At 41.1% G+C, this 17,150-nt stretch carries 17 protein-coding genes; 10 read left to right on the top strand and 7 right to left on the bottom strand.

Annotation, left to right across the window (positions count from 1 at the left end; genetic code table 11):
• Positions 1–52 precede the first annotated feature (52 nt).
• Positions 53–280, top strand: a complete 228-nt coding sequence (locus KXD93_RS22945) for a hypothetical protein (RefSeq protein WP_258139716.1) — start codon at positions 53–55, stop codon at positions 278–280.
• Between the two features lie 18 nt (positions 281–298).
• On the top strand, positions 299–1,255 hold the full coding sequence (locus tag KXD93_RS22940; protein WP_258139715.1) for an aldo/keto reductase: 957 nt from the start codon (positions 299–301) through the stop codon (positions 1,253–1,255).
• A gap of 175 nt (positions 1,256–1,430) precedes the next feature.
• On the opposite strand, the gene KXD93_RS22935 is transcribed toward KXD93_RS22940, so the two are convergent.
• A complete protein-coding gene (locus KXD93_RS22935; RefSeq protein WP_258139714.1) occupies positions 1,431–2,285 on the bottom strand; it encodes a hypothetical protein in 855 nt (284 codons plus the stop codon).
• Between the two features lie 303 nt (positions 2,286–2,588).
• Positions 2,589–3,110, bottom strand: coding sequence for a tetratricopeptide repeat protein (locus tag KXD93_RS22930; protein WP_258139713.1), 522 nt, complete (start codon positions 3,108–3,110; stop codon positions 2,589–2,591).
• Between the two features lie 357 nt (positions 3,111–3,467).
• Here KXD93_RS22930 and KXD93_RS22925 point away from each other — a divergent pair, with 357 nt between their 5' ends.
• The 7 genes from KXD93_RS22925 to rseP all read left to right on the top strand — a co-directional run bounded on the left by KXD93_RS22925 (position 3,468) and on the right by rseP (position 10,762).
• Complete coding sequence (locus KXD93_RS22925; RefSeq protein WP_258139712.1) at positions 3,468–4,418, top strand: glycosyltransferase family 2 protein; 951 nt, start codon at positions 3,468–3,470, stop codon at positions 4,416–4,418.
• Between the two features lie 131 nt (positions 4,419–4,549).
• Positions 4,550–5,518 (top strand): glycosyltransferase family 2 protein, encoded by a 969-nt coding sequence (locus KXD93_RS22920; protein WP_258139711.1) that lies wholly within the window; start codon positions 4,550–4,552, stop codon positions 5,516–5,518.
• 6 nt (positions 5,519–5,524) lie between these two features.
• The gene (locus KXD93_RS22915) at positions 5,525–6,226 is read left to right on the top strand and encodes a hypothetical protein (protein WP_258139710.1); all 702 of its coding nucleotides are present in this window, start codon (positions 5,525–5,527) and stop codon (positions 6,224–6,226) included.
• 3 nt (positions 6,227–6,229) lie between these two features.
• Complete coding sequence (locus KXD93_RS22910) at positions 6,230–7,729, top strand: GH3 auxin-responsive promoter family protein (RefSeq protein WP_258139709.1); 1,500 nt, start codon at positions 6,230–6,232, stop codon at positions 7,727–7,729.
• Between the two features lie 56 nt (positions 7,730–7,785).
• A complete protein-coding gene (locus KXD93_RS22905) occupies positions 7,786–8,163 on the top strand; it encodes a four helix bundle protein (RefSeq protein WP_258139708.1) in 378 nt (125 codons plus the stop codon).
• Between the two features lie 42 nt (positions 8,164–8,205).
• Entirely contained in the window at positions 8,206–9,417 is a 1,212-nt protein-coding gene (locus KXD93_RS22900) for a 1-deoxy-D-xylulose-5-phosphate reductoisomerase (protein WP_258139707.1), read from the top strand.
• A gap of 13 nt (positions 9,418–9,430) precedes the next feature.
• Complete coding sequence (rseP, locus tag KXD93_RS22895) at positions 9,431–10,762, top strand: RIP metalloprotease RseP (protein WP_258139706.1); 1,332 nt, start codon at positions 9,431–9,433, stop codon at positions 10,760–10,762.
• An 80-nt stretch (positions 10,763–10,842) separates the two neighbouring features.
• On the opposite strand, the gene KXD93_RS22890 is transcribed toward rseP, so the two are convergent.
• The 5 genes from KXD93_RS22890 to KXD93_RS22870 form a co-directional block, all read right to left on the bottom strand.
• Positions 10,843–11,400, bottom strand: coding sequence for a DUF4199 domain-containing protein (locus KXD93_RS22890; protein WP_258139705.1), 558 nt, complete (start codon positions 11,398–11,400; stop codon positions 10,843–10,845).
• A gap of 133 nt (positions 11,401–11,533) precedes the next feature.
• Entirely contained in the window at positions 11,534–12,109 is a 576-nt protein-coding gene (locus tag KXD93_RS22885; protein ID WP_258139704.1) for a DUF4199 domain-containing protein, read from the bottom strand.
• A 21-nt stretch (positions 12,110–12,130) separates the two neighbouring features.
• Positions 12,131–12,799, bottom strand: a complete 669-nt coding sequence (locus KXD93_RS22880; RefSeq protein WP_258139703.1) for a hypothetical protein — start codon at positions 12,797–12,799, stop codon at positions 12,131–12,133.
• Between the two features lie 4 nt (positions 12,800–12,803).
• Positions 12,804–14,057 (bottom strand): dihydroorotase, encoded by a 1,254-nt coding sequence (locus tag KXD93_RS22875; protein ID WP_258139702.1) that lies wholly within the window; start codon positions 14,055–14,057, stop codon positions 12,804–12,806.
• A gap of 66 nt (positions 14,058–14,123) precedes the next feature.
• Positions 14,124–16,145, bottom strand: coding sequence for a BatA domain-containing protein (locus tag KXD93_RS22870; protein ID WP_258139701.1), 2,022 nt, complete (start codon positions 16,143–16,145; stop codon positions 14,124–14,126).
• A gap of 134 nt (positions 16,146–16,279) precedes the next feature.
• On the opposite strand from KXD93_RS22870, the gene KXD93_RS22865 reads away from it, so the two are divergent.
• Entirely contained in the window at positions 16,280–17,008 is a 729-nt protein-coding gene (locus KXD93_RS22865) for a DUF72 domain-containing protein (RefSeq protein WP_258139700.1), read from the top strand.
• Positions 17,009–17,150 lie beyond the last annotated feature (142 nt).

Here is a 17,150-nt window from a genome sequence, read left to right as displayed (position 1 = left end):
CACACAATTTAAGCCAAATGAAGTTATACCAATTACATTTATAAACTAATTTATGAAACAACAATTTGCAGCAGTACTTACAGGGTCTGACTATCCTGTTGACGGAACAGTTACCCAGGTAGATTTTGACGGATATTCAAATGCCTATGAATTTGAATCGATAGATAATAGTCTTCATCTTATCATCGCAAAGGACGACGAAGGCAATTGGGTACGTATTGCGGGTACCGAACCTTATTTAAATAGCTGGATTGACGAGCTGGCCCAACAGGTGGTATAATTACAATCAAATATTGATATGGAAAAACGGGAAATAGGAAATTCAGGATTAAAAGTTTATCCCTTAGCCTTTGGCGGCAATGTTTTTGGATGGACAATAGACGAGAGGGAATCCTTTAAAATATTGGATGCCTTTGTTGACGCAGGCCTGGATTTTATTGATACCGCCGACGTGTACGCCAAATGGGTGCCTGGTAATAAAGGCGGCGAATCTGAAACCATTATCGGTAATTGGTTAAAAAAATCAGGCAAACGTGATAAAGTTATTATCGCCACCAAAGTTGGGAAACCGATGGGTGACGGCAAGAAGGGACTTTCGCGCAAATACATCACCCAGGCAGTTGAATCTTCACTAAAGCGACTGCAAACGGATTATATCGATCTTTATCAATCGCATGATGATGACAAAGACACTCCATTGCTGGAGACTCTTGAAACATTTACAGACCTTATAAAACAGGGAAAGGTAAGAGCCATCGGCGCATCAAACTACGATGGCATTAGACTAAAGGAAGCTTTACAGGTAAGTAAAGACAACGGACTTGCCTCGTATGAATGCCTCCAGCCTGAATACAATTTATACAGCCGTGAATACTATGAAAAGGAACTTGAATCTGTTTGCCGCGAGAGGAACGTTGGCGTAATTAGCTATTATTCATTAGCAAGCGGCTTTTTAACAGGAAAATATCGCTCAGAAAACGACTTATCGCAAAGCAGTCGTGGTACGGGCGTGAAAAACTTTCTTACCCCGCGGGGCTACAAAATTTTAGCCGGACTTGACAAGATAGCCGCTGAGTTTAATTCAACACCTGCAGGCGTGGCACTGGCCTGGATAATGGCCCGGCCCGGAATTACCGCTCCAATTGCGAGTGCAACAAACCTTAAACAATTGGATGACCTTGTTAAGTCAACACAGCTTAAGCTTACTAGCGGCGCTATTGATTTATTGAATATTGCGAGCAGCTACTCGAACTAAGATTTTTAAGAAAAAAAGGATTTTAAGAACTGCTTCGCCAGGTTTGTTTTAGAATCTTGAAAACTCCGTTTCCTGAAAATCTTAGTTTAAAAAGAAAGAGCCACCTTGCGGTGGCTCCTCTCATTATATAATTAATTGACAAACATTCTCTTTTAAAACCTGCCCTGCCTGTGGTTTACAAAAATAGGGCGGTTATTTTGTTGGTTGTTTTGGGTAAAGTGTTCATCACCTCCGTGGTTGTCGTGATTACGGTAGCCACTGTTTTGAGTTGATGGACGTTCGTTTTGCCCTCTGTCATTTCCCCGGCTTTGGTTAGGCTGACTGAACCTGTTATCCTGCCCCCTATTATCGAAGCGATTATAGTCTCCTCTTTGAGCTTGCAGACGGTTAAACCTGTTGTCCCTGTTGTCAAAACGGTTATCATTTCCCCTGTATGCATCACGGTTAAACCTGTTGTCCCTGTTGTCAATTTGTCAAAACGGTTATCATTTCCCCTGTATGCATCACGGTTAAACCTGTTGTCCCTGTTGTCAAAACGGTTATCATTTCCCCTGTACGCATCGCGGTTAAAATGCTCATCTCTGCCATAATGGTTATTCCTATTAAAGTTTCTCCATTCAGCTATTTCATGGCCGTTATACCTTGACCTGTAGAAATCGTTACGCATATACGGACGGTTTGCATGTACCTCGAACCTGCGGGCGCTTCTCCAGTCATAGTTACGGTAAGCGCCGGGTAAGTAAGTACAGGTGATCCAGTTATCGCCATTGTAATAATAGTAGCTTTGAGCGTTAACGTTATAATAAGCGTCTACATCAGGCAGGTAATAATAGTCGTCATCGTTGCTATCATCATAAACTTGGTCGTTTTCATCATATACTGGTGCTTGTTCAACCACCTCAGTAGCCGGTACGTAAGTTACAGGACGGAGCCCTAAATGTAAACCCACACTCACCCTTATTTGTGCATTAGCGCTGTTATAAAACAAACCGCTTAATGCTATTGCTGATAATATTGTTAGCTTTTTCATAATCATAAATTTTATACAGTTAGGACAGGAAAGCGTGACAATGGTTTAATTACACTTCTTCATAATTTTATACAAATAGACATATAAAGATTAAAATTTCACAAAATTCACAATAATCGGAATTTAATTTCAAACACTTCAAATAATATATTCCCGAACCATATATTATATTGCCCTCTTATTTAAAGAAAATAAAATATAAAAAGTGATTATAATAATAACCGCGTATTGGGAGACGATTACAGATTTTAAGATAATTACACCGATTGAATCAATCGGTGTAATCTTTTCTAATCAGGGCAATCATTCAACTAGCGTATACTGATAAGCCTTGCTCCTTTGTATTTTAGCCTTAACGCGCTCAATACTATCTTCAATTTTTTCGCGCTGGCTTTTATAGGTTACAGCATCAAATGCTTCATTGTAAGCATTCAAAGCCTTTTCCCATTGTTTGTTTTTTTCGGCAGACAACCCAAGCAAGTTATAAATATCAGCTGCCTGCACACCAGGAACGGTTAATGCCTTTGACGCGATATAATTTACCTGTGGTTCCATGTTCAAAAAAACAACCAGGTTTAAGTAATGAAAATAGTTAGCCGGGAATGCAGGATCAAGCTCCATGCAGGTTTTAAAGTGATAGCCCGCCGTTTGATGATCCTCCAGGTCGTAATAGTATATTTTGCCAAGCTGATAATGGGCCTTTGCATAAAACGGGTCGTTGCTGATAATTTCATTCAGCAATTGCAGCGCTTTGGGCGTTTTCCCGTAGTCCAGCTTATCGGTGGCTTGTAAGTACTTTTCTTCTAATGTATAATAGGTGTTCATAAAAAATTCTAATCAATCAGACTCACAGGTTAGTTAAACCTGAATCCGGTAAAAAATAATAAATGTTGTTGTTTTTCGCAGTTAAGATAACCTGAACTCTAAGAGAGTACACCTGGTGCACACCTCTCCTGTTGCATCCCAAAGGGCCGCATACAGTTGTTTTTGCAGAAGTAATTAAGGCGTTGCATCGTTTTATTTTTTTGCAAAGATAACCAGATTTTACAAAAACTGCAAACTTAACCAAATACCGCCCGTGCAATCATTAACTAATCGGTGTAACCAATTCCCCAACTTTTTTATATTTTTGCGGATGATACGGATGATGCTAAACTATATCTCCGGCACCATTCCTAATACATGGATATATCAGTAGTAGTACCTCTTTACGACGAAGTAGAATCATTGCCCGAATTGACCTCATGGATCAGCCGTGTAATGGATGAGAACCGATTTACCTATGAAGTGATCCTGGTTGATGACGGCAGTACCGACGGTTCATGGGAAATGATCAGGAAGCTGAATGAGGGTAATCCTTTTATAAAGGGCATCAAATTCAGGCGCAATTATGGCAAATCGGCTGCGCTGAATATGGGTTTTGAAGCTACGCAGGGCGATGTAGTAATCACCATGGATGCCGACCTGCAGGACAGCCCCGATGAGATCCCCGAGCTTTACCGCCGCATTGCCGAAGAAAAGTACGACCTGGTATCCGGATGGAAGGCAAAACGTCATGATCCGCTAAGCAAAACCATCCCTACAAAAATATACAATGCGGCCACGCGCCGCATGTCGGGCATCCATAACCTGCATGATTTTAATTGCGGCCTTAAAGCCTATCGCAAGGCGGTTGTAAAAAACATAGAGGTTTATGGTGAAATGCACCGCTATATCCCTGTTATTGCCAAATGGGCAGGGTTCATAAAAATTGGTGAACAGATAGTTGAACATCGCCCGCGTAAATATGGCAAAACCAAATTTGGCATCAGCCGGTTTATCAATGGCTTGCTTGATTTAATGTCGATATTTTTTGTTGGCAAATTTGGCAAGCGCCCGATGCATTTTTTCGGCACTATGGGCACATTAAGCTTCTTAGCGGGAACCATTATTACTATTTGGATGATAGTTGATAAGTTGCGCGCCATAGCAAAAGGCGAGCATTACCGCGATATAACCGGACAGCCCCTCTTCTACATAGCCCTGGTAGCAGTAATATTAGGCTCTCAATTATTTTTAACAGGCTTTGTAGCCGAACTGGTATCACGAAGCGCCCCCGAGCGCAATAAATACCAGGTTGAGGAAGTTATCTAGGAGTTGAATAAGTTTACTAAGTTAAATTAGGTTGATTAAGTTACACGGACGATGCGTATGGGTTTAAGAATAAAAAGCAGGAATAAAACACAATCAACTTATTCAACCCAATCAACCACTCACTAACATCCATGTTTTTTTCCATCATTATACCACTATACAATCGCCCGCAGGAAATAAAGGAACTCCTGGAAACCTTAGTACTGCAAACTTATAAGCAGTTTGAGGTTTTGGTGATTGAGGATGGCTCAAAAGATGATGCCGCTGATATCGTTAAAAGCTTTGCCGATAAACTGGATATTAAATATTTTGTAAAACCAAACGAAGGCCAGGGCTTTACCCGCAATTATGGCTTTGAGCGCGCCAAAGGTGATTACTTTGTGATTTTTGATTCAGACTGCCTGATCCCCGAAAATTATTTGCAAATAGTGAATGATTCGCTGGCTGATAATTGGCTGGATGCTTATGGCGGTCCTGATGCCGCTCATCCATCGTTTACGCCGGTTCAAAAGGCTATCAGTTATTCTATGACTTCGCCATTTACAACCGGCGGTATCCGCGGCAATAAAAAAGGCATTGGTCAATTTCATCCCCGAAGCTTTAACATGGGTATTTCAAGAGCGGTTTGGGAAAAAGCGGGCGGCTTTATTATCACTCGTTCCGGCGAGGACATTGAATACAGCATCCGGATTCATTCTATGGGATTTAAGATAGGATTGATACCCGAAGCCAAAGTTTACCACAAGCGCCGCACAAGCTTTTTACAATTTTACAAGCAGCTTCATTTTTTTGGCAGAGCCCGTATAAACGTTTACAAGTTCTTCCCGGGGGAGCTTAAGCTGGTGCATTTTTTTCCAGCAGCGTTTACCTTATGTTTGATATTTACCGTTATTGCCAATATATTTAACTGGCGAATAGCAATAGTATGCAATGGTATTTTGGCGGTTATTATTTTGTTGATATTTTTTCACTCATTGGTGAAAAATAAATCGGTAAAAATTGCACTTTTGAGCCTAATAGCATCCTTTATCCAGTTAATTGCTTATGGCTTAGGCTTTATGCAGGATTTCTGGAAGCGGGTAATATTAAAACTATCATAATTACATATGTTTCATCCTTTTTCAGTAACAGAAACGCTCAACATAGCGTGGCATATTTTCAAGAAAAATTTCGCCACTATTGTTGTGTATTCCTTGTTGGCTATCGTTTTAATAGGAGCCATAGTTTTTGTTATCGATTTTATACTTGCAGATGCAATTTTAGCATCAATTGGCGTATTTGTGTTATTAATAGGCATCAGTTTTATATTCCTGGGTTTTATAAAGTTGGTTTTTCAGCTTTTAGACAGAGAATATTATGATTTCGAATTCCGCGATATTGTTCCAAAAATCAAAATGCTGCTCAGTTATCTTACGCTATTGGTAATCGTAAGTACGCTTGCTGTATTTATGACCAATTTGATTAAAAATATGAATGAAAGTTTCATTCAGAACGTGCTTGGCATACTTGTGGGCGTTTTCTTTGAATTTTTCTTCCTGTTTTACTTTCCTATTTGTACCTGTTTTATCGTTGATGATGGCAGCGGTCCGTTTGAATCGATTGCCCAAAGCTTTCAACTTATAAAAGGTAACTTCTTAAAATATTTCCTTTTGTTCATCCTGATAGAGGCATTGGTTTTTGTAGGATCGATAACTATTATTGGGATGGTAGTTGTGGTGCCGTTTGTAAACATCTTATTAGTTGTGGCCTATCGTAAATTAATTTACAGTCACTTGGATGTGGATGATGACATTACCGAAACGGTTTAACTTATGGGACTAAAGGCAGCATTAAGCAAACCTTTTGCCGCTATCGTAAATATCGGGTTAAACAAGCTCCGCAAAAATGCGGTTGCGCTTCAGCAAAAAACATTTGAGCAACTTATCAACAAGGCAAAGAATACTGCCTTTGGCAAGGATCATCACTTTGACCAGATCAGCAGCTATGATCAGTTTAAAAAGAATGTTCCCGTTCGCGATTACGAGGATTTAAGACCGTATATTGACCGCGTTACCAAGGGCGAGAAAAATGTTTTATGGCCCGGCAAGCCTGCCTATCTTTCAAAAACATCCGGCACAACCTCAGGTGTTAAATATATTCCCATCTCAAAGGAAAGCATGCCCGAGCATATCAAAGCCGCGCGCAACGCTTTACTAAGCTATATTCATGAAACAGGCAACGCCGACTTTGTTGACGGCAAGCTGATCTTCCTGCAGGGCAGCCCTGTTTTAAGTGTGAAGGCGGGAATTTCAACCGGCAGGCTGTCTGGCATCGTGGCTCACCATGTGCCCGGTTACCTTCAAAAAAACAGGATGCCGAGTTATGAAGTAAATTGCATTGACGACTGGGAGCAAAAGGTAGACGCCATTGTTGAGGAAACCAAAAATGAGGATATGCGCCTCATCTCCGGCATTCCCCCGTGGTGCCAGATGTATTTCGACAGGTTGTCGGCAGTATCAGGCGGCAAAAAGATAAAGGAGATCTTTCCGAACTTTAAGCTGTTTGTGTACGGCGGTGTTAATTACGAGCCTTACCGTTCCCGCATGGAGGAAAGTATTGGCTTCACAATTGATACCATTGAAACTTACCCGGCATCCGAAGGCTTTATTGCGTTCCAGGACTCACAAAGGGAGAAGGGCTTATTACTGATGGTCGATTCAGGGATTTTTTATGAGTTCATTCCTACAGAAGAGTTCTTTAACGACAACCCTACCCGGATCAGCCTTAAGGATGTTGAACTAAATAAGAATTACGCTTTAATATTAAATACAAGCGCCGGTTTGTGGGGATATAGTCTTGGTGATACCATCAAATTTGTATCGAAAGACCCCTATAAAATTATAGTTACCGGGCGCATTAAGCATTACATTTCCGCGTTTGGCGAGCATGTTATCGGCGAGGAAGTTGAACAGGCATTAATGGGTGTTGCCAAACAACAGGGTGTTGATATTATTGAGTTTACCGTTGCACCGCAGGTAAACCCATCACAAGGGCAACTCCCTTATCATGAATGGTTTATCGAGTTTGGATCTGCGCCGATTGACCTTAAAGCTTTTGCACTTGAAGTTGACAAAGCCCTGCAGCAAAAAAATATTTACTATTTCGACCTGATTGAGGGTAACATTTTGCAGCCTTTGATAATCCAAAGCTTAAAAAAGGATACCTTTATAAATTATATGCGCTCGCAAGGAAAACTTGGAGGACAAAATAAAGTGCCGAGACTCTCGAATGATAGAAAGATAGCAGACGAATTGAAGGTGTATATAGTTTGATTATTGAATTGGTAGATTGCTATATTGTTTATTGTAAATTCATTTAAAATAGATATATGGAAAAGAGATATTTACAATTAAGCGATTTAAACTCTTATAAAACAGCATTTTATTTCAGCAATAAAGTTTGGGATATTGTTATAAAGTGGGACTATTTTGCCAAAGATACTGTAGGTAAGCAATTTGTGACAGCTGCTGACTCTATTTCTGCAAATATCGCAGAGGGTTTTGGAAGGTATCATAAGAAGGATAAAGTTAAATTCTATTATTATAGTTTAGGATCTACAAAGGAATGTACAGATTGGCTTAGCAAGGCTAAAACAAGGAATTTGATTCCGGAAGAATTATTTTCTGAACTTAATGAGATAATTGAAAGGCTGCCCAGAGAAATACACCAACTAATCAAATTTACTAACGAAAAACTAACGGTGTAACTTAAGTTCGATGGCAATTAAACAATATAACACAGCATTATCTTGAGCAACAATAAAACAATAAAACAATTCAACAATAAAAGGTCCATAGCTATTTTAGGATCAACAGGCAGTATTGGAACACAATCGCTTGAGGTCATTTCAAACAACCCCGAACTTTTCAGGGCTTATTTGCTTACCGCATACAACAATGCGGACCTGCTTATCGGCCAGGCTTTGCAATTCGACCCTAACTACGTAATCATCTGCGACGAAGGCAAATATCAATATGTTAAAGAAGCGCTTGCTACTACCGATGTAAAAGTACTTGCAGGAATTGAAGCAATAATAGAAGCCGTAACACATTCAGAAATTGATGTCGTATTAACTGCGATGGTTGGCTTCGCCGGTTTAGAGCCTACTATTGCAGCTATAAAAGCCGGAAAGGATATCGCGTTAGCGAATAAAGAAACTCTGGTTGTTGCGGGCGAGTTGATTACCGACCTCGCGAAAAAGCATAACGTTAAGATCCTGCCGGTTGATTCAGAACACTCTGCCATATTTCAGTGCCTAGCGGGTGAAGAAAACAATCCCATTGAAAAGATAATTTTAACAGCGTCTGGCGGCCCGTTTAGGAACAGATCACTTGCTTATTTAGAAAATGTAACAAGGGAAGACGCACTTAAACACCCAAACTGGGTAATGGGCGCCAAAATAACTATTGACTCCGCGTCGTTAATGAATAAGGGGCTTGAAGTTATTGAAGCGAAATGGCTCTTTGATTTAGCGGCTGACCAGATTGATGTGATCGTTCACCCGCAGTCAATCGTCCATTCAATGGTGCAGTTCAGGGACGGCTCGATAAAAGCGCAAATGGGTTTGCCTGATATGAAGCTTCCTATTCAATACGCGCTCACTTATCCCAAACGGGTAAAGAATGATTTTAAACGTTTTGATTTTACCAGCTATCCTAATCTAACGTTCGAAAAACCAGACCTGGTAACGTTCCGTAATTTGGCACTAGCGTTCGAGGCTTTAAAACAAGGTGGTAACATGCCTTGTATTATTAATGCAGCAAATGAGATTGCGGTAGCCGGTTTTTTAAGCAAAAGTATTGGCTTTTTAGCCATGAGCTCGGTAATTGAACAATGTATGCAACACATTGCCTTTTTGAAGAGTCCTGATTTGGAAGACTATTTGAATACTGATAAAGAAACACGCATCTTTGCGCAAAATTTAATACATCAAATGCCATTAAAGGCATTACAATTTTAATATAAATATATAAATGAGTATAGTGATCATGGTGGGCCAGTTAATCCTGGGCCTCTCTATTTTGGTAATCCTGCATGAACTTGGACATTTTTTAGCAGCCCGCGCTTTCGGAATTAAGGTAGACAAGTTCTACCTGTTTTTTGATGCATGGAACTTTAGCCTGTTTAAATTTAACTATAAAGGTGTTGAATACGGAATTGGCTGGCTGCCATTGGGTGGTTATGTAAAAATTGCCGGTATGATTGACGAATCAATGGATACCGACCAACTTGCCGGTCCGCCGCAGCCCTGGGAGTTCCGCTCAAAACCAGCATGGCAGCGCCTGATAGTAATGCTTGGGGGGATAATTGTAAATATCTTTTTAGGGATCCTGATATTCTGGGTATTGACCATTAAATATGGCGAAACCTATACACCTAATTCCGACGTAAAATACGGCATTGTACCCGGCTCTCTGGGTAAGAAAATGGGACTGCAAGTTGGCGATAAAATAATCGCCATAAATGGCAAAAAGGTCGTTCGTTTTGAGGAGTTGACCAGCACCGAAGTAATATTAGGCAATACCGATCTTACCGTGCAGCGCGGAGATCAAACTTTGCATGTAAGGGTTCCCGGAAACTTGATTAATGACCTGTCTGACATGGGGATGGAGCAGTTTATCAGCAGATCACCAAGGTTTAAGTTTTCGGTTGATTCTGTCGCTGCAAATTCCGGTGCAAAGCAAGCGGGATTATTAAAAGGCGATAGCATCCTTGCTATTAACACTGCAAAAATTGGCTTTTTCGATGAAATGCAGGCACAACTGCAACAGTACAAGAATAAGCAGGTTCAAATAACGATAAAACGTAATGGTAATGTTTTGCAAAAGGAAGCGCACATAGACGACAAAGGCGTGCTGGGCTTTTTCCCAAAAGCTGATCTGCCGGAAACAAAAAGATTAACCTACGGATTTTTCGGCTCGCTTCCTATTGGTGCTACCAAGGCGTGGGGAACCTTTACCGACAATGCAAAGGGACTTGGAAAGGTTTTCAAGGGCGAAGTTAAGTTCAATAAGGCTGTAAGCGGCCCTGTAGCCATAGCAACCATGTTCGGTTCTCATATCGACTGGATCCGTTTCTGGAGCCTGGTTGGCTTTTTGTCCATGGTATTGGCATTGACTAATCTATTGCCTATCCCGGCATTAGATGGCGGTCATGCCTTATTCCTGGTAGTTGAAATGATAAAGGGCAAACCACTTAGCGATAAGTTTTTAGAACGCGCCCAGATAGTAGGATTCGTGCTATTGATAACATTAATGGTATTTGTGTTCGGTAATGATATCGTGAGGCAGGTGATGAAGAAATAACTTTCCTCGATAAAAATCTATAACAAAACAGGCCGTCCTTAATAATAGGGACGGCCTGTTTTGTTATAAGTTGGTAGTAATTATTGAACCGGGTCTGAAAAGTTAGTATTGGCTTGTTCGATATCTAAAATAGAACGTTCTTTTTTGAAGATTGCTGCTCCAATTAATGAAATGATAGCGCCCAGGATTGGTGTACCAATAATGACGCCAACCGTAGCTATAATAACTCCGTACTTCCGGGTGATTCCCATTGCTGATTCTATCTGTTCAGATGATAGATTACCTGCTGCCTCCAATTTTTGTTGAGAAGCCGTCATTGCTTGTTCCCAAACATCCGGGCTTAGTATGGTAAAATAAATGTAAGTGAAAATGGCAATCATTATTCCTGAAAAAACAGAGAATAACAAGCCTTCAACAAAGGCCTGGCCAAAAGTCACAAACCCTCCTAGTTGCTCCCTGTACTCTTTTTGACTTAGGATAAGGAAAGTGATAAAAAAGATGTAGTTAACATATTTTACCGGAGAATTTACATCAAGTTTCAAAAACTGATATAAATAGGTAAGAACAATTGATGTCACAAAGCTAATTAGTGCCCATTTAAAGGCCGTTTTGCTTGGCGTAGGTGCGATAGTTTCCATTAATGATTGGTTTTAAGTTTTATTTAAAAGTAAATAAATTTATTCAACTTAAAGGAATAAACATAAAAAAGCAACCTGGATGCTACCCAGTTGCTTTCAAATTCTTTAAAAACGCTAAGATTGATTTTCAGCCTTATGAGGGCTGGGCGTATGGCGGATCTTTTTTAAAAAGCGATCCAAATATGAGTGCCAAAAGAAATATAAACAGGATAGAAATTACTACTCCCTGTATTGTACTGCCAATCGTTATATGCTGCTGTTGGGCAAAATCCTTTTTCATATCGGCAATATTTGATTCCACAGCTTTGGGATTCTCGCCTCTTTGCTTCAGAATTGTAGCTTTGGCATTAATGGCGGCCATTTGGGTTTTTTGAATACCTCCCGGCTCGATAAACTTATCAAAAACAATATCCTTTGCTACAAACTGGATCAGATAAGCCACTATAAACATTGTAAATATTCCTGTTGTAGCTTGTTTAAATGTCCAATAACCACCTATATTTTTGCGGGAATTAAAGCAGAAAAACACGACACAAAAAATCGGAATAAACACCGAAAAAAATATCGGTGCGGCTACAAAAAGCGCTGGCGACTGGTTAGCCGCTGTAATAAAATAATAAGATATTATACTAAGCGCTGTAACAATAACACCCAACAACAACCCGTTTTTAACCCCGTTTATCTTTATCCTTTGATCAATATCATTCATTATTAAGATTGTTTTATGCTATTACCTGAAGCTTACCAGGATCTCCAGCACAGCCATATCAAATTCCTTGTCAATTGCATTAGCTGCAATGCTTTCCTTTACTTCCGGAGCGGGATCAGTGTTTTGAAAAAAGCACATGATCGGGTAAAACAATTCCTTTAATTCTGAATCTTCGGGCAGGTTCGCTCCTACTATATGAATTTCGCCAACAGGGCTCTCCATTAATATTTGGTGTGCTATAACCGGCTCATAAATACGGTATTCATCCTGAAATTCGTCTTCATCAACCAATAAAAATTCTTTTAGATAATCTTCAAGTCCGGGTTCAATATCCTCATCCTCGCACTCGTTTAGATAAAGCAGCAGGTTCAGAAGCTCAGTACCACGATCAAGCGTTTCCTCTTCAATAGCCTCCCATTCAGGCGTATCGAGGTAATCCTCTTCCAGTTTCTTAACGTCAGCGCTAAAGAAATTGATCATCAGCAGGTCGAAGAACACTTCGCGTAAAGCTTCTAATTGCGGATAGTCATCAAACACCTCATCCAACATGTCAACTTTACTCATAAAATCTTCTTCCGAATCAAATACTTCGCCTATTACATCAATAAACGGCGTAGCATCGAAGCTACTATATTTCGAAAAAGCCTTTAAAGAGGCTCCAATGGCTGTTTCTACTTTTTGGTCGATCATGTTTTTATTGTTTATATAGGTGATTGTTATTTAACGTCAACACCACTTTTCCTTTTAAGTTCTCCCCGATAAAGGGTGAATTGTATGATTTTGATTTGTTATTCCGCTTAGTGTATTCCCATTCCTCGCCCAGATCGAGCAAAACGATATTAGCATCCTGTCCCTCAGCAATTGTAGCTGTATCAACGCCTAAGATCTCGCGCGGATTGATGGCCAGTTTTTGAACGATCAGCTCCAGATCAAGCCCGGCCTTTAAAGCAAGCGCAAAAGCTGTTTGCAAACCAATGATACCGAATTCTGCCACTTCAAACTCCACATCCTTAAATTCAACTTCGTGTGGGGTATGTTGTGAAACTATGGCGTCGATGGTGCCGTCTTTAAGCCCCTTCAGTAAAGCATTAACATCGTCGCGGGTACGTAGCGGTGGTTTTACTTTATAAAGGCTGTCAAAGCCCATAAGCGCCTCGTCGGTTAATACCAAATGATGCGCAGCAACATCGCAGGTAACTTCCAGCCCTTTGCGTTTTGCCTCTCTTATCAGCTCAACCGAGCGCGTGGTCGATATCGTTGTAAAGTGGATTCTTGATCCGGTATATTCAGCTAAATAAAGATCCCGGGCAATCATCAGCTCTTCTGCCAATGGTGGGATGCCCTTCATACCTAACAAAGTACTTATCTCACCTTCGTTAACCTTAGCCTTACCTGCTATCGCGGTATCTTCGGGATACGAAAGTATCAGTGCGTCAAAACCCTGTGCATATAACAGTGCCCGTTCCATAAGCCCGGCATCCTGCACGGGGCGGTTACCATCAGTAAACGCTTTGGCCCCGCTTAAAAACATATCGTACATTTCTGCCAGGTCCTTACCCTCACGTTTGTGTGAGATAGCACCTAAAGGATAAACATCAACCAAATTTCTTTTAGCGCGGTTCATCAGGTACTCAATCTCGGCCTTTGAATGTACCGGGGGAATTGTATTTGGCATCAATGCTATCCCGGTAAAGCCACCGGCAGCCGCAGCAGCAGTTCCTGTGTGCAGGTCTTCCTTTGTTTCAAGGCCCAGTTCACCGATATTGCAATTTAAATCAAAAAAGCCCGGAGATACATACTTACCTTCTGCTTCAATCAATTCTGCATCAGCTTCCAGATCAGGGCCTATTTTGCTTATTACGCCCTTCTCAATTAAAATGTCAGCAACCTGGTTGTTAAAGGGAGAGTTAGGATCAATAATTGTCGCGGATTTTATAAGCAAATTCATTTACTATGCTTTAAAAGGTGGGTTTTTATCCATTTAAACCGGTTGCTTTATACTGCGCTGATTTGTTTAATAGAACCTGATCAGCAGTATTTCGGCCCCCAGAAAAATCAATGCCAAAATTATACAAAGTTTCCATAATTGTAAGCCGAAATTTGCATCAGTTACATTTCCTTTTAACGAGCCTTTTCCACCCTCCATTATTTCGCTTGCGCCCGGCACCAGCTTAGCTAGTTCTGTATTGTTCAAATAACTCAGGTCCGACTCACTTCGGTTATCGTTAAAAGCCAGCACTGCAACAGTGCTATCCGCTTTTTTCAGGTCGTAGGTACCTGTTTCGTGTAATTGATCGGCCACATATATCAGCGTACTCCCCTCCTGTTGTCTGGTATCAGGGATGATGCTTTGCGTACCTTTTACCAGCTTTAACAATTGCTTCTCATTGGTTTTAACAGGCAGCGTTTCAATCCCCTTGTCGCGACCAAGGGTATAGAACAACGGCTGATCATGCCCGCTCAGCAGGGCTATCCGGAACATCACCGGCACAAATAATGCGTGCCTTGGCAAATTGCTAAAATCATCAGCGAGAGGCGCGGCAGAAACATATACCTTACCCCTGCCACTTGCATAACCCGTCCAGAAAGCTTTACCACCCGGCAATGTCATCAGATTTTCAGCACGGTTGCCTGTTGACGAACTAAGCTGGTAGTATTTTTTCACAACCGGCAGATCCGGATTTTGAGGAAATCCCTCGAAGATATTTTTAAAAATTTGATTTTGCAGGTTAAGCGTTGACACTTTAGTATCCCCGGTTGAAAGCTTTTCAGGATAAGCAGCATTCATTGGCTGCAATAACGACCGGTAGCTATTTAAATCAGCATCCGCAGATGGAAATACAGCCAGTGTTCCGCCTTTGCTTACATACGCTTTTAACTGTTGCGACAAACCTGTTGAAATGGCATTTATATCACTTAAAATAATTAGCGGATAGGTATTTAAAGCAGCGTAATCAACGTTTCCGTCCGTTACCCTATTAGCTGCGAAGAACGGATCGGATGCGAATACAGCTTTTAAATAGCTGTTTGCTATACCGCCATCAACCAATAAGATGGGCATTTGCTGTTTTACGTTGAATGAAAAGTAAAACTGGTTATCAAATGTAACCGGGTTATCCTGTAGCGTTATTTCAGCGCGTTGCCAGCCTGCTTTAAGTCCTGAAAATGTCAATGTATCATACTGTTGTGCGCGGGCTTTAACGGTATAACTACCTAAAGCCTTTTGTTCCCCGTTTATTGAAAGTTTAAGCGGGATCTTTTCCGCAGGCTTATCTGCATAGTTATGAAGCCGCACCACCAGTTTTTCACTTTCGCCCGGGCGATGGATGGCGCTTAGCAGGGCCACGGAGTCGACAGCTACATTCGGCAGGATATTGGCCTTGAGCTGTACCAGGCTGATCTTTAACTCGGTATCGGCCTTAACCGACAGTGTGCCCTGCATGTTTTTTTGAAAATCGGATATTACGTACACCGATCTGCCGCCTCCCCGGTGCATATCCAGCAAGCCTTGCTGCCTGCTAATGATCTGTTGCAGGCTCCGGCTTTGAGGGCTTATCTTTACCGCATCAACTGCGTCGTTAAATTCGTCGCGGCTTAGCAAACGCTGGTGCTTGCCCTCAAAATCCTGGGTAAGCAATTGAAAACTATCGTTAATATTATACGCTGATGCAATTTCTTTTGCGCGGCGCTTGGCTTCGTCAAGCAGCGTACCCTCGCGGTTAAGGGTTTGCATTGAGTACGAGTTATCTACAAATATACTTACTGCCTGTAGCTTACCGGCGTTAGCGGCGTTTTTGCCGGGCAGGTATGGCCGTGCAAAGGCGAAAACTAAAAACGCCAAAGCAAGCAATCTTGACGCCAGGATAAGTCGCTCCTTTAAGTTCCTGCGGTGTGATTGCTGCTCCTGTACATCCTTTAAAAACTGCACATTGCTGAAATACACCTTTTGGTACCTGCGAAAATTAAATAAGTGAATAATAACAGGGATGGCCAGCGTTAACAGTGCAAATAGAAAAGCAGGATATAAAAAATGCATATATTAATTTGCCGGTGTGCAGATATGCAAATGTGCGAATTTATTTCCTTTCAAAAAGTTGATCAACCCGGTTTACAGATAAAATTGCAAACAAAAATACACTTCCGCCCCTTTGTTAATAAAGATTTATTAAGATGGTTGATTGGCATATCGGATGTTCGGGATTTCATTACAGGGATTGGAAGGGGCCATTTTACCCGGCTAACCTACCCCAGCGTAAATGGTTTGACTATTACTGCGAACACTTTAGTACACTTGAGCTAAATGTCACCTTCTACCGTTTCCCTCAATTATCGTTTTTACAAACCTGGTATCAAAAGGCTCCGGCTGAATTTCGCTTTGCCGTTAAAGCCCCGCGGGCCATTACCCACTATAAAAAATTTAACGATACTGCTGATCTTATCACCAGTTTTTACGATACCCTTAATGCTGGCCTGCAGGAAAAGTTGGGCCCGGTTTTGTTCCAGCTACCACCCAGTTACGACTACACAGAGGAGAGGATTGACAAAATAATAAACAGCCTGAATCCCTCATTCAAAAACGTGCTCGAACTGCGGCATGTAAGCTGGTGGCGAAATGATGTTTATAAAAAACTGGCCGATCACAACATTACCTTTTGTGGTATGAGCCATCCCAAATTACCCGATGAAGTAGTTATAAATACTGACATAGTTTACTATCGCTTCCACGGAGTACATGATCTATACAGGTCACGTTATTCCATCGAGTTTTTGAGAAAAATCACGGATGAAATTAAACAACACCAACATATTACGGAGGCATGGTGTTATTTTAATAATGATTACGATGCTATCGGTGTTTTTAACACGAGGGAAATGATTGAGCTGGTAAACGGAACTTAGTCCGAATTCTCTTTAAGTAATCGCCTCAGAGAACAGCTCTAATCTCTAATCCCCCCCGTTCATCCCCAAAATACTTCGCTCCTGTACTTTATCTTTTAAGTTGATGATAGTTTTCGTTGCTTTGGCTAACATATTAGTTAAG

This window comes from Mucilaginibacter phenanthrenivorans (assembly GCF_024721155.1).
In the GTDB taxonomy this organism is placed as follows: Bacteria; Bacteroidota; Bacteroidia; order Sphingobacteriales; family Sphingobacteriaceae; genus Mucilaginibacter; species Mucilaginibacter phenanthrenivorans.
The sequence above is the reverse complement of the archived record's forward strand: the minus strand, read 5'-3'. Positions and strand labels throughout refer to the sequence as shown.